This window comes from Thermococcus sp. 21S7 (genome assembly GCF_012027615.1).
GTDB lineage: Archaea > Methanobacteriota_B > Thermococci > Thermococcales > Thermococcaceae > Thermococcus.
This window is the reverse complement of the sequence record NZ_SNUT01000002.1, coordinates 250,069-269,496: the sequence shown is the minus strand read 5'-3', so window position 1 is coordinate 269,496 and position 19,428 is coordinate 250,069. Positions and strand designations below refer to the sequence as shown.

At 56.1% G+C, this 19,428-nt stretch carries 21 protein-coding genes; 10 read left to right on the top strand and 11 right to left on the bottom strand.

What is annotated here, in order from left to right; genetic code table 11:
* Positions 1-106 precede the first annotated feature (106 nt).
* Positions 107-2,341 (top strand): methionine--tRNA ligase, encoded by a 2,235-nt coding sequence (metG, locus tag E3E51_RS04740; RefSeq protein WP_167912155.1) that lies wholly within the window; start codon positions 107-109, stop codon positions 2,339-2,341.
* Between the two features lie 11 nt (positions 2,342-2,352).
* On the opposite strand, the gene E3E51_RS04735 is transcribed toward metG, so the two are convergent.
* From E3E51_RS04735 to E3E51_RS04720, 4 genes are all read right to left on the bottom strand, one after another.
* On the bottom strand, positions 2,353-3,198 hold the full coding sequence (locus E3E51_RS04735; protein ID WP_167911945.1) for a helix-turn-helix domain-containing protein: 846 nt from the start codon (positions 3,196-3,198) through the stop codon (positions 2,353-2,355).
* Positions 3,199-3,230: 32 nt separating this feature from the next.
* Positions 3,231-4,439, bottom strand: a complete 1,209-nt coding sequence (locus E3E51_RS04730) for a hypothetical protein (protein ID WP_167911944.1) — start codon at positions 4,437-4,439, stop codon at positions 3,231-3,233.
* A 61-nt stretch (positions 4,440-4,500) separates the two neighbouring features.
* Positions 4,501-4,782, bottom strand: a complete 282-nt coding sequence (locus E3E51_RS04725) for a hypothetical protein (RefSeq protein ID WP_167911943.1) — start codon at positions 4,780-4,782, stop codon at positions 4,501-4,503.
* A 30-nt stretch (positions 4,783-4,812) separates the two neighbouring features.
* Positions 4,813-5,565 (bottom strand): sulfite exporter TauE/SafE family protein, encoded by a 753-nt coding sequence (locus E3E51_RS04720; RefSeq protein WP_167911942.1) that lies wholly within the window; start codon positions 5,563-5,565, stop codon positions 4,813-4,815.
* A gap of 107 nt (positions 5,566-5,672) precedes the next feature.
* On the opposite strand from E3E51_RS04720, the gene E3E51_RS04715 reads away from it, so the two are divergent.
* Positions 5,673-6,227 carry a hypothetical protein gene (locus E3E51_RS04715; protein WP_167912154.1) on the top strand — a complete coding sequence of 185 codons (555 nt, stop codon included), beginning with the start codon at positions 5,673-5,675 and terminating at the stop codon, positions 6,225-6,227.
* Here the strand turns inward: E3E51_RS04715 and E3E51_RS04710 are convergent.
* The 3 genes from E3E51_RS04710 to E3E51_RS04700 are packed head-to-tail and all read right to left on the bottom strand — an operon-like array spanning position 6,169 to position 8,969.
* On the bottom strand, positions 6,169-6,933 hold the full coding sequence (locus tag E3E51_RS04710; RefSeq protein WP_167911941.1) for a sulfite exporter TauE/SafE family protein: 765 nt from the start codon (positions 6,931-6,933) through the stop codon (positions 6,169-6,171). The genes E3E51_RS04715 and E3E51_RS04710 overlap by 59 nt on opposite strands.
* Positions 6,934-6,961: 28 nt before the next feature.
* The gene (locus tag E3E51_RS04705; protein ID WP_167911940.1) at positions 6,962-7,957 is read right to left on the bottom strand and encodes a M42 family metallopeptidase; all 996 of its coding nucleotides are present in this window, start codon (positions 7,955-7,957) and stop codon (positions 6,962-6,964) included.
* Between the two features lie 10 nt (positions 7,958-7,967).
* Positions 7,968-8,969, bottom strand: coding sequence for a 2-hydroxyacid dehydrogenase (locus E3E51_RS04700; protein WP_167911939.1), 1,002 nt, complete (start codon positions 8,967-8,969; stop codon positions 7,968-7,970).
* A gap of 125 nt (positions 8,970-9,094) precedes the next feature.
* On the opposite strand from E3E51_RS04700, the gene proS reads away from it, so the two are divergent.
* Positions 9,095-10,543 carry a proline--tRNA ligase gene (gene proS / locus E3E51_RS04695; protein WP_167911938.1) on the top strand — a complete coding sequence of 483 codons (1,449 nt, stop codon included), beginning with the start codon at positions 9,095-9,097 and terminating at the stop codon, positions 10,541-10,543.
* Between the two features lie 50 nt (positions 10,544-10,593).
* On the opposite strand, the gene E3E51_RS04690 is transcribed toward proS, so the two are convergent.
* Complete coding sequence (locus E3E51_RS04690; RefSeq protein WP_167911937.1) at positions 10,594-10,983, bottom strand: pyrolysin; 390 nt, start codon at positions 10,981-10,983, stop codon at positions 10,594-10,596.
* Between the two features lie 87 nt (positions 10,984-11,070).
* Here E3E51_RS04690 and E3E51_RS04685 point away from each other — a divergent pair, with 87 nt between their 5' ends.
* Both E3E51_RS04685 and E3E51_RS04680 read left to right on the top strand, forming a co-directional pair.
* Positions 11,071-12,681 (top strand): carbamoyltransferase, encoded by a 1,611-nt coding sequence (locus tag E3E51_RS04685; RefSeq protein WP_206204478.1) that lies wholly within the window; start codon positions 11,071-11,073, stop codon positions 12,679-12,681.
* Between the two features lie 79 nt (positions 12,682-12,760).
* Positions 12,761-13,930 (top strand): pyridoxal phosphate-dependent aminotransferase, encoded by a 1,170-nt coding sequence (locus tag E3E51_RS04680; RefSeq protein WP_167912152.1) that lies wholly within the window; start codon positions 12,761-12,763, stop codon positions 13,928-13,930.
* Here the strand turns inward: E3E51_RS04680 and E3E51_RS04675 are convergent.
* Together E3E51_RS04675 and E3E51_RS04670 are read right to left on the bottom strand one after the other, a co-directional pair.
* Positions 13,927-14,583, bottom strand: a complete 657-nt coding sequence (locus tag E3E51_RS04675) for a metallophosphoesterase (RefSeq protein WP_167911936.1) — start codon at positions 14,581-14,583, stop codon at positions 13,927-13,929. The genes E3E51_RS04680 and E3E51_RS04675 overlap by 4 nt on opposite strands.
* Positions 14,565-15,128 (bottom strand): adenylate kinase family protein, encoded by a 564-nt coding sequence (locus tag E3E51_RS04670; RefSeq protein ID WP_167912151.1) that lies wholly within the window; start codon positions 15,126-15,128, stop codon positions 14,565-14,567. The genes E3E51_RS04675 and E3E51_RS04670 overlap by 19 nt, the downstream gene beginning before the upstream one ends.
* 129 nt (positions 15,129-15,257) lie before the next feature.
* On the opposite strand from E3E51_RS04670, the gene E3E51_RS04665 reads away from it, so the two are divergent.
* A complete protein-coding gene (locus E3E51_RS04665) occupies positions 15,258-15,473 on the top strand; it encodes a hypothetical protein (protein WP_167911935.1) in 216 nt (71 codons plus the stop codon).
* Positions 15,474-15,506: 33 nt separating this feature from the next.
* On the opposite strand, the gene E3E51_RS04660 is transcribed toward E3E51_RS04665, so the two are convergent.
* Entirely contained in the window at positions 15,507-16,724 is a 1,218-nt protein-coding gene (locus tag E3E51_RS04660) for a methionine adenosyltransferase (RefSeq protein WP_167911934.1), read from the bottom strand.
* Between the two features lie 325 nt (positions 16,725-17,049).
* Between E3E51_RS04660 and E3E51_RS04655 the strand changes: the two genes are divergently transcribed.
* The 4 genes from E3E51_RS04655 to E3E51_RS04640 are packed head-to-tail and all read left to right on the top strand — an operon-like array spanning position 17,050 to position 19,424.
* Positions 17,050-17,670 (top strand): haloacid dehalogenase, encoded by a 621-nt coding sequence (locus E3E51_RS04655; RefSeq protein ID WP_167911933.1) that lies wholly within the window; start codon positions 17,050-17,052, stop codon positions 17,668-17,670.
* 28 nt (positions 17,671-17,698) lie between these two features.
* On the top strand, positions 17,699-18,274 hold the full coding sequence (locus E3E51_RS04650; RefSeq protein ID WP_167911932.1) for an endonuclease V: 576 nt from the start codon (positions 17,699-17,701) through the stop codon (positions 18,272-18,274).
* Entirely contained in the window at positions 18,271-18,909 is a 639-nt protein-coding gene (locus E3E51_RS04645; RefSeq protein WP_167911931.1) for a DUF120 domain-containing protein, read from the top strand. Before E3E51_RS04650 ends, E3E51_RS04645 begins: the two co-directional genes overlap by 4 nt.
* Positions 18,906-19,424 carry a hypothetical protein gene (locus E3E51_RS04640; RefSeq protein ID WP_167911930.1) on the top strand — a complete coding sequence of 173 codons (519 nt, stop codon included), beginning with the start codon at positions 18,906-18,908 and terminating at the stop codon, positions 19,422-19,424. The genes E3E51_RS04645 and E3E51_RS04640 overlap by 4 nt, the downstream gene beginning before the upstream one ends.
* The last annotated feature ends 4 nt before the right edge of the window (positions 19,425-19,428 follow it).

Below are 19,428 nucleotides of genomic sequence, written 5' to 3'. Positions count from 1 at the left end.
TATGCATAACTCAACATATTTCAACCATTTAAAAATAACCCACCGTAATGTTTAAAACCCGCAGGTCTTATAAGGCTCTAGACCCATTGCCGGGACGGTGGTTAAAATGGTCAGGTACATGGTAACGTCTGCTCTTCCTTACGCTAACGGTCCGATTCACGCGGGACACCTGGCAGGAGCGTACCTTCCAGCGGACATCTTTGTGCGCTATCTAAGGCTCAGGGAAGAGGAAGTCTTATTCATCTGCGGAACCGACGAACACGGGACCCCGATAACCTTCCGCGCCCTGAAGGAGGGAAGAAGCCCGAGGGAGATAGTTGACGAGTTCCACGAGCACATAAAGACAACCTTCGAGAGGGCCAAGATAAGCTTTGACTACTTCGGCAGGACCGAGCTACCGGTGCACTACCGCCTGAGCCAGGAATTCTTCCTCAAGGCACTTGAGAACGGCCACCTCGTCAAGAAGGTCACCAAGCAGGCCTACTGCGAGCACGATAAAATGTTCCTCCCCGACAGGTTTGTGATAGGCACCTGCCCCTACTGCGGCGCCGAAAACCAGCGCGGCGACCAGTGTGAGGTCTGCGGCCACCCGCTGACCCCGGAGATACTCATAAACCCACGCTGCAACCTGTGCAGCAATCCCATCACCACAAAAGACTCCGCCCACTACTACATCCGCATGCAGAACTTCGAGGAAAGGCTGAGGGAGTGGGTGGAAGGTCAGAAACACTGGAAGCCGAACGTCAGGAACACCGTTCTCGGCTGGATTAACGAGGGCCTTGAAGAGAGGGCCATGACGAGGGACCTCAACTGGGGAATACCCGTCCCCCTCGACGATGAGGACGTTAAAGGAAAGGTGCTCTACGTCTGGTTCGAGGCGCCAATCGGTTACATCTCCATAACCATCGAGGCCCTCAGGCGCGCCGGGAAGGAAGGAGAGTGGAAGAAGTTCTGGCTCAACCTCGACGGTGAGACGAAGATTATTCACTTCATCGGCAAGGACAACGTGCCCTTCCACGCCATATTCTGGCCGGCCTTCCTGATGGCCTACGGCGAGTATAGAGATGAGGAAGTCCAGGCGGAGTGGCTGCTCCCCTACGACATTCCCGCCAACGAGTACCTGAACCTTGAGGGCAAGAAGTTCTCAACAAGCAGGAACTGGGCCATCTGGGTCCACGAGTTCCTCGACGCCTTCCCGGCGGATTATCTGCGCTACTACCTCACCGCCATAATGCCTGAAACTCGCGACAGCGACTTCAGCTTCGCCGACTTCAAGAGCAAGATAAACGAGGAGCTGGTGAACAACCTCGGAAACTTCGTCCACAGGGCGATGACCTTCGCCAACCGCTACTTCGATGGAATTGTGCCGGAGAGAGGCGAGCTGGACGACCTCGACAGGCAGGCCCTAGAGGAAATCGAGAGGGCCTTCGATGAGACCGGGGAGCTGATAGCCAAGTATAAGTTCAAGGACGCGTTAAAGCGGGTCATGGAGTTAGCAATCTTCGGCAACCGCTATTTCGACTACCAGAAGCCGTGGAAGACCGCCAAGACCGACCGCGTAAGGACGGCAACCACAGTGAACATATCCCTCCAGATAGTCAAGGCCCTCGGAATCCTCCTTGAGCCGTTCCTGCCGGACGCGAGCGAGAAGATATGGCACCTCCTCAACCTTGAGGAGCTCAAGCGCTGGGAGTTCACCGAGATTCCAGCCGGACACCGCGTTAGAAAGGCCAGCCCGATGTTCAAGAAGGTGACCGACGAGGACATCATCTACTTCATCGTGAACTACATAGCACGGGGCAATCCCAAGAGCGCCAAGCTGCTCCTTGACAAATACTACAAGCGGGACGATGTAGTGAAGGTTGCATTCGAGCGCTTTGGAGATGCCAAGCGGGAAGAGGCGATGGCAATCCTTAAGAGCATCTACGGGGATGAAATCGGGCCTAAAACTGAAAAGCCCGGAAAAGCTTCGAAGAAGGAGGAGGCGAAGAAAAAGGAGAAAGGTGGTGAAAGCATGGGGTACATAAGCTTTGATGACTTCATGAAGGTCGACCTGAGGGTTGGAAAGATAATCGAGGTCAGCGACCACCCCAACGCCGACAGGCTCTACGTGGTCAAGGTTGACCTTGGGGACGAAGTCAGGCAGCTCGTGGCGGGGCTGAAGAAGTACTACAAGCCGGAAGAGCTGCTCAACCACTACGTGGTCATCATAGCGAACCTTGAACCCAAGAAGCTCAGGGGAGTAGAGAGCCAGGGAATGCTCTTAGCAGCCGACGACGGCGAGAACGTGGCTCTGCTGATGCCTGACAAGGAGATAAAGCTGGGAGCAGGGATAAGGTGACCAAGGGGAGCTCAGAACCTGAGCTCCACCCAGTTTTCCTTCCTGCCCTTAAGAACCTTCACCAGACCCTTCCTCTCAAGGCGCTTGAACATCCTCCATGCGGTGGTTTTGGGCAGGCCTATCGCTTCACGAACCTCCGCCTGACTGGCCTTTCCGCCCTTGTCGAAGATGTAGAGCAACGCGCGCTTCTCCTCATCGTTGAGGTCGAGGTTCTCAAGCCTGGCCTGGAACTCCTCGCGGGTCGGCATTGACTTTCCTCCACCTTTCCTTCTCCAGAGCGCGTAGGCGAAACCTCCGAGCACTCCAAGACCGGCCAGGATTAGCAGATACGCCGAACTCTCCGTTCCACCTTCACTGCCAGCCCCTCTACCTCTGCCGTTGAGCGTGTAGGAGACGCTCTGGTTTCCGGGGGGCATGGTTATCGAGTTCCCCGCTATCTCAAGCGGTATATCGCTCAGGTCGACCACTATGGCGTTCTCAGGCAGTACTACAGTGAAGGAATCGTTGGTCGCGATGTGAAGCGTCCACACCATGCCTTCCTTCGCGGTCAGGTCGGGGGTATAGTAGGAGACCTTGACTATGCCGGCGTCCCCGGAATATATGAGGAGGCTTCCGTTCTCAAGTCGGAAGTTTACGGGGTTTCCGTTCCCATCTTCAACGATAACGTTTTCGTAATGGTCGCCGAGGAGGGGAAGTTCAATCTGGGAGGAATACTCCGCGGGCAGGATTTCGTATTCAACCTTGACGTAGCCGTCATTGTAAACCGTCAAAACCAGGGATGAGACGGTATAGGCACTAACCCCGTGCAGGAGGATGAGCGTTATCAGCATGAGGATTGGGGCCCATTTTAGTCTCATTTAAGCATCCCTCCATAACTAAAAAGGAAAGGTCAGGAGTGGGCGAGTATGAACTCATCCACCCTGTGGAGCATGTCCAGTGCTATCGCGAAGTGGGCCTTGGCTTGGAGGGGCTTCTTTGCCTTGAGAAGCCCGACGCCTATCCTGAGCTCCCGGGCGGCCACCTTCAGCCCAACCTCTGCCCGGGTGGTGTCGACGCCCCTGCTCTTGAGTTCGCGGAGCGCCTTCGCGTCCTTCTGAATCCTGTCGTTCATCTCCCTGAGGAAAGCGCGGACGTCCTTCAGCTTTTCATCGAGCTCCCTCTCGCGAACCTTCCTGAGTATGAACTCAACGGCGTTGTGGAACTCAGCTATGGTTCCCCGGTTATCCTTCATGACGGTCAGAGCGTCCTCCCACTCCCCCTCGTCGGCGAGAGCCTTGACCTGGCTGTAAACCTCCGAGAAAGCATCGAGCCTCTCCTGAAGCTCCGTCACATTGTAGCCGTTCCTCTCCCCGACTTCGATTGCCTTCTGAGCTATCTCCATTCCCTTCTCACCCTTGATCAGGAAGTCCCTGACAATCTTCTCAGCGTTTGCGTAGGCGAGCTCCTCGCGGACCTTTCTCAGCTCCTCGTCGAGGAGGGCTTTCTTCTCTTTGGCGACTTCATAGTCTGCCCTCGCCTTTTCGTAGTCCCCTGCCTTAAGGTCATCTAGCACAACTTTGTAGGCATCCTTGGTCTCGTTGTAGAGTGCGGTGAGGTTGCTCACGTCTATCCCCTGGTTCTCCGCCAGCCGTATGGTCTTTTCAACGAACCTGAAGTACTCCGTCATGCGCTCGATTTCCATTTTGATGCGTTCCCTTACATCCTGAACCTTCTCTTTACCCTCCTTGAGAGCTGAGAGGGCAACCTTATAGTGGTGCATGGCAGTGAGGCTGTCGAGTATCGAGTTGTAGTAGTCGCCGGCCTCGTATTCACTCACCGCCTTTTTCTTGTAGTCTTCTGCTAGCTCGTAGTGGGTTAGTATCGTCGAGTTCTCGGGCAGCCTGTCCTTTATAGGTTCTATCTTGTCCTCGGCGAACTTGCTCAGCCTCTGAAGCTGGTCAATCAGCTGACCCGCTATCACCATCTCCCTGGTGCCGTTGTCCACTGCCACTTCGGTGTACGATCCGGTGGTGTTGTTGCTCTCAGCCAGGCCCAGCGGTATTACGCTGCCAAGGAGCAGGGTTGCCAGAGCCAGTGCAAAGCCCTTCATCCCCTTCATGGGCATCACCGATGAACGCTAGGCGCCCAACCTATTTGAGGACTCCGATGGAACGAACGTTTCAGAGCGTTCCATTCTTCTCAAGCTCCCTTATATAGAGGGCTGTGGCACATATCCCCTCCACCACGTTCCTAAAATGCGGAATCTCACCGAACTGGGCGTATAGGCTTCCGTAGTTCGGGTGCCACGCATCGACCTGCTCGCGTCCCCTGGCGGTGATGATGTACACCACCCACCCCCTATCCTTGAGGGTCTCAACGAGCTTCCACGCGTTCGTCATGTCGTTTTCATCCTCTATCTCGACCCCGTACTCGGCCCTGATTTTCTCGAACACTTCTTTCATGTCCTTCCCCAGAGGAACTAGTCGAGGAGATTAAAAACCTTTGAGTGCCCTGAGGAGGAGCCTCACCGCGACCATTATCAGAAGCACGGAGAACAGTATCTTGAACCGCCTTGGATGAAGCCTCGGAACCAACCTGGCCCCAGCTGCGGCCCCTATTATGAGACCCGGAGACAGCAGGAGCGCCGTTTGAAGGTCCACCTGGCCCAGTGTGAGGTGGGTGGCCGTTCCTACCAGGGCCGTGAAGAACAGGGCGAGGCTGGACGTTCCGACCGCGTAGTTTACTGGGAGGCCCGCGAGGGTGTGGAAGAGGGGGACGTTCAGTACGCCCCCGCTGACCCCCAGAAGTCCGGAGGTCAGGCCGGAGAGGGCACCGATCAGCGGAACCTTTCTATAGTTTATCCTCAGAGCCTCCCCACGGTTTCGTACATCGCTTCTCCTGACGAAGACGTAGGCAACGTAGATTAGGAGAAGGCCAAACACCGCCTCCAGAACGTTTGAGTTCAGTATCCCCGAGAGGTACGCGCCCATTACCGCGGCGGGAATTGAGAAAACCTCCTTCAGGAAGGCCACCCGATAGAGAACCCTGCCTGCTCGGATGTGGGCGGAGGCTGAGGCTAGAGAGCTTATCGTTATGCACGCGAGGCTGGTTCCAATGGCCACGTGAACGGGCAGTCCAAGGAACACCAGCGAGGGAACGATGAGGAACCCGCCCCCAACACCAAACAGACCCGCTATCGTTCCTATGAGGACACCGATTAAAACGGCCATCACTGGGTTAAGCATTCCGCATCGGCCCCGTATCCCCGGGAAGGTTTATATAATTTAGCCGGGCGATTACAACTTCAGCCAAAAAATTTTTGAACTTTGAAGCCGTAGGAATATGGATGAAAATGGGGTGGAAAAAGTACTGGCTGATGGTGCTTCTCGTCTTTGTGATAACCCAGCCGGGCTCGATAACCTTCGCCAACTGGGACGCACCCTACGGCTTTTACAAGGACCTTTCGGTCTGGCTCGGCTCCGCCGCTGGAGGATTGCTGCTGGTGCTTGCCTACGGCTTGTATGAGTGGGGGAGGGGAAAACTTAGCCCCGTGAACCTTCTTCTGACTGGGGTTGTCCTCATCTCAGCGGCCGTAATCGGTTATCGCGCCGAGCTTGCGCTCGGGGGTGAGATGGGCTACGGAAGCGGGAACATAGTGCTTTTTGTTATTGGTGGGCTCATTGGGTTCACATTGTCCGTAATGCTGCTTATAGTCTCTCTACTGCACATCCTGACGGGAGAGCTCTATTATCCCTATGATAGGCCTCTGGTGATTGCGTGGCTGGTCATGATGGTTGCAACGCTCCTCCTTGGGGCGGCTTATCTGAAGGAAAGAAGGAGAGGAGAACTCACGGAACCGGAAGACCGAGACCTTTCAGTATCATCCTCAGAGCCAAGAGGGCCATGAGGACCGCGAAGGCCTTCTTAAGGCTGCTCGCCCTCGTCCTCTTCGCTATCCTCGCACCGAGCTGGGCACCGATGATGAGGCCCGGGACGAGGAGGACCAGCCACTGGGTCTCCACGTTGCCCATGGCGTAGTGCTTGAGCGCTCCAGCGGTTGCGGTGAAGACTATTGCAAAGCTTGAAGTAGCCACCGCGTAGTGTATGGGCAGGCCGAGGTACGTCAGGAAGGGCACGTTGATTATTCCCCCACCGACGCCGAGGAGACCGCTGGCAATTCCGGCGAAGAAGCCACCAACCGGCACAAGCTTGTAGTTGACCTTCACTTCCTCAAGCTTAACCTCACTCGGCTCTGCGGTTTTCTTGCGGTATATCCTGACGGCAACTATAACGAGGGCGAGACCGAAGATGACCTTCAGCTGGGCGGCGCTTATAAAGGAAGTCATCCACGCGCCGATGTATGCACCAACTACGGCCGTTGAGGCCAGCAGGAGGCCGACCTTGTAGTGTATTCTCTTCTGTCTTGAGTACGCTATCGCGGAGCTGAGGGAGGTAAAGACGACTGCCGCACTGGAAGTTCCGACGGCGTGGTGTATCTCGACGCCGAGGAAGTTCAGCGTTGGGACTATCAAGAATCCACCTCCGAGACCAAAGAGGGCCGCAAGGATGCCGATGAATACTCCAACCGCAAAGTAGCCAACGTATTTGAGCAAGGGATCACCTCCGTCATTGATTGAACGCTCACAGTTCGAAGGCTATCGCCTCCATAAGCTTTATCAATGCCTCAAGGTCCGCTAGGTGGAGGGTCTCGACCTCGCTGTGGAGGTACCTTATCGGAACGCTCAGGGCGAGGACCTCACTCTTACCCTGGAACACGGATGCATCCGTTCCGCCGCCTGTGACGCCCACCTGAAGGGGAATCTCGTTCCTCGACGCTATCCCGGCAACCTTTCTGGCGAGCTTCCTTGTATAGATCGCGGAGTTATCGACGGCCCTTATCACAGCACCCCCGCCGAGCCTTACGTCTCCGGTTATATCACCGCAGCAGGCAAAGGAGTCTACAGCAAAGGCGTACTTTGGAGTGTAATGCTCGGCCAGAAACTTCGCTCCCTTGAGACCTATTTCCTCCTGCACTGTGAAGGCGAAAATCCACCTTCCATCGAGGTCGTGGTCAACGAGGTCTTTTATTGCCTCAACCAGTGCGACGACACCGAAGCGGTCGTCCAGAGAACGGGTTGAAACGTAGCGGTTGTTGAGAACGGCAAAGTGCTTCTTAAAGACCGCGTAATCCAGCACCCTGACTCCAAGTGCTTCCGCCTCCCCCCTGCTCCCGGCGCCGATATCGATGACCAGCTTGCTCCAGGGAACCGTGTCGAACTTCCTTTCAAGGTTGAGGTGCACCGGAAGTGCCCCGATGACGCCGTCGAGCTTTCCGTTCTCGGTTATAACGTCGAGGTGCCTGCCGTAGAGAAGTCTATCGTCTATTCCACCGATTTTTCTGAAGGTGAGCTTTCCGTCCGGCCTTATCCCGGTAATCAAAAGTCCTATTTCGTCCATGTGGGCCATGAAGATGCCCTTGAGTTCGCCCTCGCCGAGCTCAACGACGAGGTTTCCAATGGTGTCAACCGTGTAGTCGGCGTAGGGTTCAAGCCACTCAGCTATCTTTTCCCGTATCCTTTCCTCATAGCCGGAAATACCGGGAATCCCGGTTATTTCCCTCAGTTCCTCAACGAGCATCACAATCACCTCAGAGCATCCTCACCCTCTCAGGAGGGCGAATTTCGACCACCTCACGGTTCACCAGGGTGTCCGGAACCTCGCCGCGGAGAATCGCGAGGAGATTCTTAACCGCCTGGAATCCCATGTCCTCCATGGCCTCCTTCGAAAGGCCGGCGTAGTGGGGCGTTAGGACGGTCTCCCACTCGTGCTTGAACAGCTCGTGCTCCTGAACCGGCTCGTTCTCGAAGACGTCGCTCGCGTAGCCCTTCAGCTTTCCCTCCTCGATGGCCCTCGCGAGGGCCTTTTCGTCCACGAGCGTTCCGCGGCCGATATTCACGAGGTATTTGCCCTCCAATAGCCTCAGCCTCTCCGCGTTTATGATGTGGTATGTCTCGGGCAGGGCGGGAAGGGCCAAAATCACGATATCGCTCTCCTTCAGGACGTCTTCGAGCGGCATGTATCTGGCCCCAACTTCTTTTTCGATATCGGGCTTCTGAGAGCGGGACCAGTAGAGTATCTCCGTGCCCATCGCCTTCATTCTCCGCGCTATGGCCTTCCCGATGGCGCCCATCCCGAGGACTCCAACTTTCTTTCCATAGACTGTCTCTATCCCCCTGAAGCCGCCCCATATCGTCCTGTGGGAGTCCCACTTTCCGGCACGGATGAACCTGTCGGAGTAGGCTATCTTCCGGAGGAGCGCTATCGTGAGGCCGACCGCGAACTCCGCAACGGCCTCGCTGAGAACGCCCGCAACTTTAGTGACGTATATCCCCCTCTCCGTTGCCGCTTTAACGTCAACGTGGTCGTAGCCTGCTGAATGGCAGCTTATCACCCTCAGCCTATCGGCCCTCTCGATGACCTCACAGGGGAACGGGTTCAGGGGAGAGAGTATCACCGCGTCGAATTCTCCTATTCGTTCCTTCAGTTCATCAACGTCGGGATACAGAATGAATTCGACGTCCGCGTATTTTCTTAGCTCCTCAACCGGTTTGCTCTTCATCTTAAAGAGAACGGCCACCCTCGGCCTCATGGTATCACCTTAAGATGGTTATCGAAACGACCCTAATAAGGTTTTTGCATGAAATTTGTCAAAATTTCAGCCCGGCACCGGGAAAACTTAAAAACTTTTCCGGTTTCTCCCTTTAGGTGGTGTAGATGGGTAAGGTGGAGAGGAAGAAGTGGAGCGAGGAGTTCAGCGAGTGGTACAACGAGCTGATTGAAACGGCTGGAATCCAGGACAAGCGCTATCCGGTCAAGGGAATGAACATCTGGCTCCCGTACGGGCTGAAAATCATGCGGAGTATTGAGAGGTTCATACATTCCGAGATGGAGAGAACCGGACACGAGGAGGTTCTCTTCCCGGCGCTCATTCCCGAGACCGAGTTCCAGAAGGAGGCCGAGCACATAGCGGGCTTTGAGGGTGAGGTTTTCTGGGTTACCCACGCCGGCCACGACCCCCTCGACGTCAGGCTCATCCTTCGCCCGACGAGCGAAACCGCTATGTACTCAATGTTCTCTCTGTGGATCCGCTCACACGCAGATTTGCCCTTCAAAATCTACCAGATAGTTAACGTTTATCGCTACGAGACCAAGCACACGAGGCCCTTAATCCGTGTCAGGGAGATAAGCCGCTTTTTCGAATCCCACACGGCCCATGACAGCTTTGAGGATGCTGAGAGGCAGATAAGGGAAGACCTTGAGATATTCGACAGGCTCGCAAAGTTCCTCGCCATTCCATACATCGTTTCCAAGAGGCCCGACTGGGACAAGTTCCCAGGCGCTTACTACTCCCTCGGAGCAGAGGTCATGATGCCCGATGGCAGGACTCTCCAGATAGGAACCATGCACAACTACCGCCAGAACTTCGCGAAGGCGTACAACATCCAGTACGAGACTGAGAGCGGGGACCACGAGTACGCCCACCAGACGACGTTCGGAATGAGCGAGCGCCTTCTAGCAGCGGTTATAGCCATACACGGCGACGACAGGGGGATGGTTCTGCCCCCAACGGTGGCCCCGATACAGGTCGTTGTCGTGCCGATTCCCAAGAAGGACGCCGAGGCTGACGTCTTCGCCTACGCAAGGGAGATAGCGGAGGAACTGAGGACTGCAGGTCTCAGAGTCCACGTTGACGAGCGCGACATAAGACCGGGCAGGAAGTTCTACGACTGGGAGCTCAAGGGGGTTCCCCTCCGCATAGAGGTCGGCCCGAGGGACGTTGCCGGCAGGAAGGCAGTTCTTGCGAGGCGCGACACCCTTGAGAAGATCACGGTTGAGCGTGATGCCATCGTTGATGAAGTCAGAAAAACCCTCGATGCAATCCATGAGAACCTGTACCTCCGCGCCAGGGAGTTCCTTGAGAGCCACATAAAGCGCGTTGAGACCATCGAGGAGGCCAAGGCCGTCTTCGAGGACAGGCGCGGAATAGTTGAGATAGCATGGTGCGGCGAGGAGAGCTGTGGACTTGAGATGGAGGAGATACTCGACGCCAAGATGCTTGGAACGCCATACCCCGAGGAGAAGGCCAAAGCTCCCGAAGGCAAAAAGTGCCCGATCTGCGGCAGGGAGGCAAAATTCGTGGCGAGGTTCGCCAGAACCTACTGAGACCTTTTCTTTAACACTTTATCAAAATCAAAGAATTATAAAAAAGAAAATCAGGCGGTCTGGTTCTCAAAGGGTGCGAGCGCCTCTTCAAGGAGCTCAACGGCCTGGCTCATGTAAAGATAAGCCTTCCTTATGTGAACCATTGCGGAAAGCCACCTGACTCCTGCGGACTTTCCTGGGGCAAGCCCGAACGCAGTGGCATTGCTGTACTCGGCGGTTGCGTTTTCGTAGAGGCTCCACACTTCCTGGAGGGTCTCGTTGCTGACGTTCATCTGAACGCTGAGGTTGTAGAGCTCGTTGAACTTGTCCTGCTGGTGGAGGTACAGGTAGTACCACGCTATAGTCGCGGAGGTGATGCCCCCTCCCGATGCACTAACTGTTCCGGCAAGGGGGAGGAGGGCTACCATTAAGGCCGCTAACACCGCCAGTACTTTCCTCATGTTATCACCTCCAATGCACGTTAACCCCCGGGATTTTTAAATCCTTCCCTTCCCAACGTTTAAAAAACCGGCCTCCAACAAGCCATCATGATACTCGGAATCCACGACGGTCACGATGCGGGTGCAGTACTCATTGACGGGGACAGAGTATTCGCCGTTAACGAGGAAAGACTCAACAGGATCAAGAAGTACAGGGGCTTCCCGGTCCTGAGCGTGCGGAAAGTCCTAGAGATGGCGGGGGCCGGACCAGAGGACGTTGAAATCATAGCCGTGGCGGGTATATTCCGAAAGCAGAAACGCCTTTTTGAGCTTGAAGAGAACCTCCGTGCGCTCTTCGGCCCCGAGTTTAAGAGGAAGGTCCTCTTTGTCGAGCATCACCTTGCCCATTCGGCATCGGCCTACTACACCTCCGGGTGGCGTGATGCCCTCGCCGTGAGCATTGATGCCGCGGGGGACGGACTGAGCTCTTCGATATACGTGGCGAGAGACGGGGAGATGGTAAGGATAGCCCAGAGCACCTACATCGACTCCCTCGGGGATTTCTACGCCTCCGTTACCGAGCTTTTGGGATTCAAGCCCATGCGGCACGAGGGCAAGGTCATGAGCCTCGCGGCATATGGGAGACCAGTCTACGACCTGAGCTCAATAATAGAACTGAACGGACTGAGCTTCGACAACCATCTCGGGGTAATCGGGGTTGAAGCGACGAGGAAGCTCGCAGAGCTCTTTGATTATCCTCTCAGACACGCCAGGGATATCGCCCTCCAGATGAAGCTCGGAAAGCTTGAGGGTAAGCTCCAGAGGAAGGCCATAGAGATAGCCGCCAGCGCCCAGGCGCATCTGGAAAGGCTGATTGAGGAGCTCGGTCTCGGGCTTAACGGGCAGGGACTCCCCGTTGCCTACGCGGGCGGAGTCGCCCAGAACGTAAAGGCCAACGCTGTGCTGAGGCATATCCTCGGGGACGATAACCTGTGGGTTTTTCCGGCGATGGACGACGGCGGTCTGGCCTTCGGCGCCGCGGTTTTTGTGAAGGCCCAGTTCGAGAGGCTCGACGGGAAGTGGAGGCCCTTCAAACTTGAGCACGTCTATCTCGGCCCATCCTACGGAAGGGAAGGAGTTGAAGGATTCCTGAAGAGGGAGGGCGTTGAGTTCGAGGAGGTGGATGACGTCCCGGGCCTCGTCGCGGACGCCCTCGCTGAGGGCAGGCTGGTCGGATTCTTCCAGGGGGCGATGGAGTTCGGACCGAGGGCCCTGGGCAACCGCTCGATTTTAGCCGACCCGAGGAACGAGGGGATCAAAGAGAGGCTCAACGTTGCCCTGAAGCGCGACGTCTTCCAGCCGTTCGCGCCTTCCCTGCTGTGGGAGAAAGCCGAAGGGTACCTCGAAGACCTCAATGGAATGCCCAACGAGTTTATGACGATGAGCTACACGGCGAGTGAGGAGTTCAGAGAAGCCGCTCCAGCCGTCGTTCACGTGGATGGGACGACCAGACCTCAGGCCGTAAGGAAGGAAGTCAATCCGGCTTATTACGACGTAATCAAAGCCTTCGAGCGGGAGACGGGCCTGGGCGCGGTGCTGAACACGAGCTTCAACATGCACGGCGAACCCATAGTATGCTCGCCGGAGGACGCACTGAGGACGTTCAGAAAGGCAAAGCTTGACCTGCTGATCCTCGGACGATTTGCTGTTCACCAATGAACCGTTAAGCACTTCGATGAACATCTTTTCGTTGAGGTAAAGTTATAAACATTGTTCCCAAAATCCTTTGGTGATGCTTATGGCGCTGAGCGACAGGCTGGAACTCGTCAACCCTTCTGAGATTAGGAAGCTCTTCGACCTTGCTCAGGGTGTTGAGGGCCTTATCTCACTCGGAATCGGTGAACCGGACTTCGACACCCCGGAGCATATCAAGGAGTATGCGAAGGAAGCCCTCGACAAGGGAATGACCCACTACGGGCCGAACGCGGGTTTGATGATGCTCAGGGAAGCCCTCGCGTGGAAGCTGAAGGAACAGAACGGCATCGAAGTTGACCCAAAGACCCAGGTCATGGTGACCGTCGGGGCGAACCAGGCTTTTCTGATGGGATTCGCGGCCTTTTTGAAGGAGGGGGAGGAGGTTCTCATCCCGAGCCCGATGTTCGTCAGCTATGCCCCAACGGTTCTCCTTGCGGGCGGAAAGCCGGTCGAGGTTCCAACCTACGAGGAGAACGAGTTCAGGCTTAGCGTTGACGACCTTGAGAAGCACGTTACGGACAAAACAAGAGCCCTCATAATAAACACCCCGAACAACCCGACCGGTGCGGTTCTTACCAAGAAGGACATCGAGGAGATAGCGGACTTCGCCGTTGAGCACGACCTTATCGTCTTCAGCGACGAGGTCTACGAGCACTTCGTCTACGACGGCGTCAAGAACCACAGCATAGCCTCCCTCGACGGCATGTTCGAGAGGACCCTCACCATCAACGGTTTCTCCAAGACCTTTGCCATGACCGGCTGGCGCCTTGGCTTTGTGGCCGCCCCGGAGTGGATAATCGAGAAGATGACCCGCTTCCAGATGTACAACGCCACCTGTCCGGTTACGTTCGCACAGTACGCCGCGGCGAAGGCCCTGAAGGACGAGCGCAGCTGGAAGGCCGTCGAGGAGATGAGGAACGAGTACGACAGGAGAAGGCACCTCGTCTGGAAGCGCCTGAACGAGATGGGGCTTCCAACGGTCAAGCCCAAAGGGGCGTTCTACATCTTCCCGCGCGTGAAAGACACCGGCCTGAGCAGCAAGGAGTTCAGCGAGCTGATGCTCCTGGAGGCCAAAGTCGCGGTCGTTCCGGGTTCCGCCTTTGGAAGCGCCGGGGAGGGCTACATCAGGATAAGCTACGCGACGGCCTACGAGCAGCTCGAAGAGGCCATGAACCGGATGGAGAAAGTGCTGAAGGAGAAGAAGCTCGTTTAAAGCTTGTTAAGCTCAACGTTTTCAGCTTTTCCCCTCTTTTCATCGAAATCTATAACCGCATAGTGCTTTCTGAAGAGCGGGCCGGGGTTCACCACCATGGTCTCCCCAACCCTGTCGATTCCCCTCCCCTCGTGTATGTGACCGCAGACAACCAGCGGGGGCTGCCTCTTCTCTATAAACTCCCTGAGCGCTCCGCTGCCAACGTGATGGCCGAGATGAACCCTGTCGGCGACGGTTCCGTGGGGTGGAACGTGGGAGAGGATTACGTCGCCCTCCCGATAGTTCCGATCAAGTATTCCCCGAATCTCATCCTCCGTCAGTTCCCATATGGTGTGGAACGGCGTGATGTTGGAGCCTCCGATTCCAACTATGCCGGTTCCTCTGACCTCAGCCCGTCTGTTGTGGGCGTTTATGCCCAGTTCCGTCAGGAGCTCCGGGACGTCCCTCCCGTCGCAGTTGCCGTGGACGGCCAGGATTGGAACGCCCGCATTCAGGAGGGGCTCAAGGACTTTTCTGGCGGTTTCAGCGCTCGAAAAGTGGGTTATGTCGCCCGCTATTAAGAGGGCGTCGGGTTTCTCTTTAGCGATAAGCTCTGCGAGCTTTCTAACGATTCTCGCGTTGCCGTGAATATCTGTCACCGCAAGTATTTCCATACCGCCTCACCGCCCAGATTCAGATATGGGAGAACTTCATCGTACGCGTCGCTCCAGTCAACCATCCCAACCCTCTTCCTCACTCCCCCATTCAGGAGGGACAGAATCTCGTCAGCCACTTCGTCAGGAGTTTTGCCGGTCGTGTCCACCTCTATGACGTTTTCTTTCTCTTCGAGGGCCTCGATGAGGATAACGTCAACAAGTTCGGCCTCAACGTTCTCCGCAAGCTTTTTGCGGGGGTAGCCTCTGGATTCGAGCCTTTCGGCAACTATCCTTGGGTGCAGGCGGAGAACGACGACAACGTCGGCAGGAACCAGGTGACTCAGATGACCGTCTATCACAACGTCCCTCCCGGAGAACTCCTCCCCAACGGCGCGGGAGAGCTCATCAACGTCTATCTCGATTTCGTCCCCCACCCTCTCCCCGATGCCCCTCGCTAGGGCGAAGTCCTTTATGCTTACGTATTCGTAGCCGAGCCTTTCGCTCAGGATTCTGGAGACCGTGGTTTTGCCAACGCCGGGGGTACCGCTCACCGCGATTATCATTCCATCCACCGGAACTGGTACGCGCATGGGCTTATATCCTTGTCTTCCGTCAATTGTCGAATACTGATGTAGCATTCAGCGAAAACCTTTTAAGGACTATAGTTTCTATATAGACACAGGTGACACGAAATGGAGAGGTTAAAATTACTCCAGAGGAAGTTGCACGTTGTGAAGAAGCAGAAGGAGCTCCTCATGCTTGAGGAGGCCAAACTCATAAGGGTGACCCGTCAGAAGAAGGAGGCCGCCAAGAAACTCGCCAAGGTCAAGAAGGAAAAGGTCGCCCTTGCCCTCGAAGAGGCGAGGCTCGTCAGGGTTCTCAAGCAGAACGGCTACACTGCAGTCTGAGTTTTTCAAAGATTTTTAAAAGAGGGGAGAAGCTCAGAAGACGCTGAGCTTGTCCTCCAGTATCATCTTCTGTATCTTCGTTATGTCCGCGAGCCATGCATCCGCTATCTCGTAGGCCGGCTTCTGAATGGTCTCAAGGTGGTATCCCTTCTTCGGGATAACCTGAACGCTCGCGACGAGCGGCTCGTCGATGGGCTTGCCTATCTGGCTGAGTATCCTGACGTAGACCTCCTCGACGCCCTCAACCTGCTCGGCGATGTCGTTGGCGATGAGCATCGAGAGGAGGTTGTAAATCTTTCCAACGTGGCTGACCGGGTTCTTTCCAGCGGCGGCCTCCATGCTCATGTGTCTGTTCGGGGTGATGAGGCCGTTGACGCGGTTGCCCCTACCAACGCTACCGTCGTCTCCAGCTTCCGCACTGGTTCCAGTGACGGTTATGTAGTAGATGCCCTTCTCCGGGTCGTCGGCGGTGTTGACGTAGATGTTGACCTTCCTCTCGGTGTGGGCCTCGGCGACGCCCTTGGCGGCCTCGTAGATGGCCTCCTTCACTGCCATGTACTCGTCCGGGTTGGCAACCTCGCTGTCCACCATGGCGGCCGCGATGGTGATGTCTATCTCATTGCCCTTCCTGAGACCCATAACCTTGATGTCCTCACCGACCGCCGGGTACTTCCTCTTAAACTCGTCGCTGTTGAGGAGCCTCTCGGTTTCGAGGACTATCCTCTCCGTCTCGCTGAGGGGGGCGTAGCCGACTCCAAAGCTGGTGTCGTTGGCGAGCGGAATCGGGTTCTCCTTGGCCTTGTTGAAGACTCCAACGAGGTCAACGCTTCCCTGGCCTATGCGGGAGTCAATGACGACGTGGTTCTCGATGTCGAGGTGTCTAACCGCCTTCCTGAGATAGTCCTTCGCCGCCGTTATGGCAACCTCGTGAACGGGGAAGAACTCCCTATCAACCATCTCGACGGCCCTTCCGGAGAGGAGGATGTATATCGGCTTGATGACCTCACCGCCCCCAAACTTCGGGTAGGCCCTTCCACCGACGACCTCGACCTGGTCGGTGTTGTGGTGGAGTATGATGCCGTACCTCTTGATGTACTCCCTGCTGAGCGCCCTGCTGACGGCTTCGGCTATGCCGTCGGCAATGCTGTCCGGGTGGCCGATTCCCTTCCTCTCGACGAGCTCAACCTTCTGCATCTCAACCGGAGTCCTCATGAGTTCCTCAACAACTATGTTCCTAACCTTCTCAGCCATGATCGTCACCCCTCAAGGCCTGTATGGACGGCTCTGTTCATCAGTTTATATATTTTTCGGCATGAATTCGGGAGCCGAATATTCCCGTGGGTTATCAACGCCAAAATCCTTAAAATTTTTCCCGAAAATTCTCCATACGGCATCCGACGACGCCCGGTGGCCCGGGCCCCGGAGCGTTCGGGCGGCGGTGAAGGGGTGCGACGATGCCGGGCGGACAGGGCCTGGTCTCCGGACCACCGGAGGGTGCCGTCGGCTGCCGATGATGGTGGGGGATGGCCAGGCCCACATTTTTAACCGGTTCTTCCTAACATTCCCCGGTGAGGGCATGGAGCTGAAGACCATCATAGAGGAGATAAGAACAGTGCTGGATGAGAAGGACGCGCTGAGGGAGGAAGCGCTGAGACTAACGAGGGAGATAGTTCGCCTGAGCGGGGATGCCATAAAGGCCCTCCATCGCGGCGAAGCCGATAAAGCCTCCCATCGCCTCAAACTTGCCGGCGAGAAGGTAAAGAGCCTGAGGAAAAAGCTCATGGAGCATCCAGACATATACTTCACGGGCTACGTCCAGAGCGCCCATCAGGAGTTCGTTGAGGCCAGCCTGTTCTTTGCATACATTACGGACGGGAGGTTCCCCTCCCCCTCCGAGCTGGGGGTTCCGCATGCGGACTACGCTCTGGGGATAGGCGACTTCATCGGAGAGCTGCGGAGGCGCTTCCTGATACTGCTCCTGGAGGGAGATATGGAGGGCGCCGAGGAGGTCTACCGTTTCATGGAGGCTATCTACGAGGAACTCATGACGCTTGAGTATCCAAAGGGGCTCGTGAACATCAGGGGCAAGCAGGATCAGGCCAGGCACATCCTTGAGAGAACCCTTGAGGATTTGACGAGGGCAAAGCTGAGCAGGAAGCTGGAAGAGAAGCTGGAGACCGCGATTGCCGACAAATAATGATACAATTACATAATTCGGTGATTATGTGATTAATGAATTCAAGGGAAAACTCAGGAAAATCGAACGAGTCCAAGAAAAGCTGGCATCGAGGATAGAGGAAAGACCGCTCAGACTGGAGGATGTAAAAACCGTCGCGGCGGTCGATGTTGCCTACCGAGGGGAGGGTGCCAGGGCGGCCTTCGTTCTCTGTTCTTACCCAGACTGCGAAGTTTTGAGGACGAGGGTCATTGAAACTGAGGTTCCTTTCCCCTACATACCCACCTTCTTTTTCCTGCGCGAGACCCGACCCGTCCTGCTGGCCCTCAGAGGGGAGGAATTCGACCTCCTCCTGGTGGAAGGGCACGGAAAGGCGCATCCCAGGGGATACGGACTGGCCTGCCACATCGGTCTGCTTATCGGAAAGCCCGTGGTAGGGGTCGCCAAGAGGCCCCTGCTGGGGGTCTCGGAGAAAGACTTCCGAAAGGTGGGAAAAGCTTATGTAAGCGTCGGCCATTTACTCGATTTAGAATCTGCGGTGAGGCTCATCGAGCCCCTGCTTGAGGGAGGCTATCCAAAGCCGCTCAGGCTCGCCGACAGGCTATCGAAGAGGGGAGGCCTATGAAGAGGATAGAAATGCTCATACTGCTCGCCAGAAAGGGAGCGCTTGGAAAAAAGATAAAAATCACCCTTAGGGAACTTGCCAACGAGCTGGGAATCTCTCCCCAGTCGGTTCTCAGGCTCCTGGAGGAAATGGAGGAAGAGGGGCTCGTGGAAAAGGAGGTAATCGGGAGGAAAACGTACGTGGAGATCAGCCACGAGGGCCTGACCTTCCTTGAGAGTCTCTGCGATGCCATTTCGGAGGCCCTTTACAACGGCATAATAATCGGCGAGGTAATCTCTGGAATAGGCGAGGGCGCGTACTACGTTAGGCAGTACGCCCATCTGATAAGGGAGTACCTGGGATTCGAGCCGTACCCCGGAACGCTCAACGTCAGGGTGCTGTTTCCAAAGACCGTGTTCGATGCTTTCTGCGGCGTTAGACCCGTAATCCTTCCGGGTTTCGTGAAGGAGGGGAGGACCTTCGGTGACGTCAAAGCCTATCGTGTTCAGATGGGTGACGTTGAGGGAGCGATAGTAATTCCATCACGGACGGTCCACCCCCCCAGGATAGCCGAGATAGTTGCCCCGGTCTGTCTGAGGGAAGCCCTTGGACTGAGGGACGGAGACAGGATAACTATCAGGGTCGTGAAAGGATGAACTGGAAGTCAGTCCTCACCTGGGCGGGGGTTGGCTCCTTCCTCGGGTTCATAATGGCGGTTGCTGCCTACTCCCGCGGGGGAAACGAAAACCTCGTGTACCTGATATATGCGGGCATGCTCCTAGGCGCCCTTCTCGGGGTGAGATACCCCATCGAGAGCAGAGCATCGGCGTACGCTTTTCCGCTGGGCTTCGCCGTCACGTCCCTCCTCGCCGGGCTGTGGATGGTGAAACCGGTGGCGTCCAACGATGTGTACGCGTTCCTCGCCGTCGTGATGGCGGCCATGATACTCGTCGGCGCCGGTGGATTCTTCGACATGTTCCTCGTACCCTTGACGTACTTCGGCGGCTTTGCAGTCGCCATGCTGACATTCAAGGGCTATCAGCCGCTTCAGGGGACGGAGGGGGCCGTCGTCGGCCTGTTCACCCTCGGGGTCATGGGGGCGATACTGGCGTTCTTCGCGGTCTTCGGAAGGTGGGCCTTCACTGCGGCCAGAAACATTCCAAGGAGGTAACGTT

Coding starts and splice junctions, on each gene's coding strand:
- E3E51_RS04735 (WP_167911945.1), bottom strand. CDS start 3,198: ATGAGACTAAAATGGGCCCCAATCCTCATGCTGATAACGCTCATCCTC.
- E3E51_RS04720 (WP_167911942.1), bottom strand. CDS start 5,565: ATGCTTAACCCAGTGATGGCCGTTTTAATCGGTGTCCTCATAGGAACG.
- E3E51_RS04645 (WP_167911931.1), top strand. CDS start 18,271: ATGAAGAGGATAGAAATGCTCATACTGCTCGCCAGAAAGGGAGCGCTT.
- E3E51_RS04680 (WP_167912152.1), top strand. CDS start 12,761: ATGGCGCTGAGCGACAGGCTGGAACTCGTCAACCCTTCTGAGATTAGG.
- E3E51_RS04665 (WP_167911935.1), top strand. CDS start 15,258: ATGGAGAGGTTAAAATTACTCCAGAGGAAGTTGCACGTTGTGAAGAAG.
- E3E51_RS04715 (WP_167912154.1), top strand. CDS start 5,673: ATGGGGTGGAAAAAGTACTGGCTGATGGTGCTTCTCGTCTTTGTGATA.
- E3E51_RS04730 (WP_167911944.1), bottom strand. CDS start 4,439: ATGAAGGGGATGAAGGGCTTTGCACTGGCTCTGGCAACCCTGCTCCTT.
- metG (WP_167912155.1), top strand. CDS start 107: ATGGTCAGGTACATGGTAACGTCTGCTCTTCCTTACGCTAACGGTCCG.
- E3E51_RS04660 (WP_167911934.1), bottom strand. CDS start 16,724: ATGGCTGAGAAGGTTAGGAACATAGTTGTTGAGGAACTCATGAGGACT.
- E3E51_RS04725 (WP_167911943.1), bottom strand. CDS start 4,782: ATGAAAGAAGTGTTCGAGAAAATCAGGGCCGAGTACGGGGTCGAGATA.
- E3E51_RS04690 (WP_167911937.1), bottom strand. CDS start 10,983: ATGAGGAAAGTACTGGCGGTGTTAGCGGCCTTAATGGTAGCCCTCCTC.
- E3E51_RS04675 (WP_167911936.1), bottom strand. CDS start 14,583: ATGGAAATACTTGCGGTGACAGATATTCACGGCAACGCGAGAATCGTT.
- E3E51_RS04705 (WP_167911940.1), bottom strand. CDS start 7,957: ATGCTCGTTGAGGAACTGAGGGAAATAACCGGGATTCCCGGTATTTCC.
- proS (WP_167911938.1), top strand. CDS start 9,095: ATGGGTAAGGTGGAGAGGAAGAAGTGGAGCGAGGAGTTCAGCGAGTGG.
- E3E51_RS04685 (WP_206204478.1), top strand. CDS start 11,071: ATGATACTCGGAATCCACGACGGTCACGATGCGGGTGCAGTACTCATT.
- E3E51_RS04655 (WP_167911933.1), top strand. CDS start 17,050: ATGGAGCTGAAGACCATCATAGAGGAGATAAGAACAGTGCTGGATGAG.
- E3E51_RS04640 (WP_167911930.1), top strand. CDS start 18,906: ATGAACTGGAAGTCAGTCCTCACCTGGGCGGGGGTTGGCTCCTTCCTC.
- E3E51_RS04700 (WP_167911939.1), bottom strand. CDS start 8,969: ATGAGGCCGAGGGTGGCCGTTCTCTTTAAGATGAAGAGCAAACCGGTT.
- E3E51_RS04670 (WP_167912151.1), bottom strand. CDS start 15,128: ATGATAATCGCGGTGAGCGGTACCCCCGGCGTTGGCAAAACCACGGTC.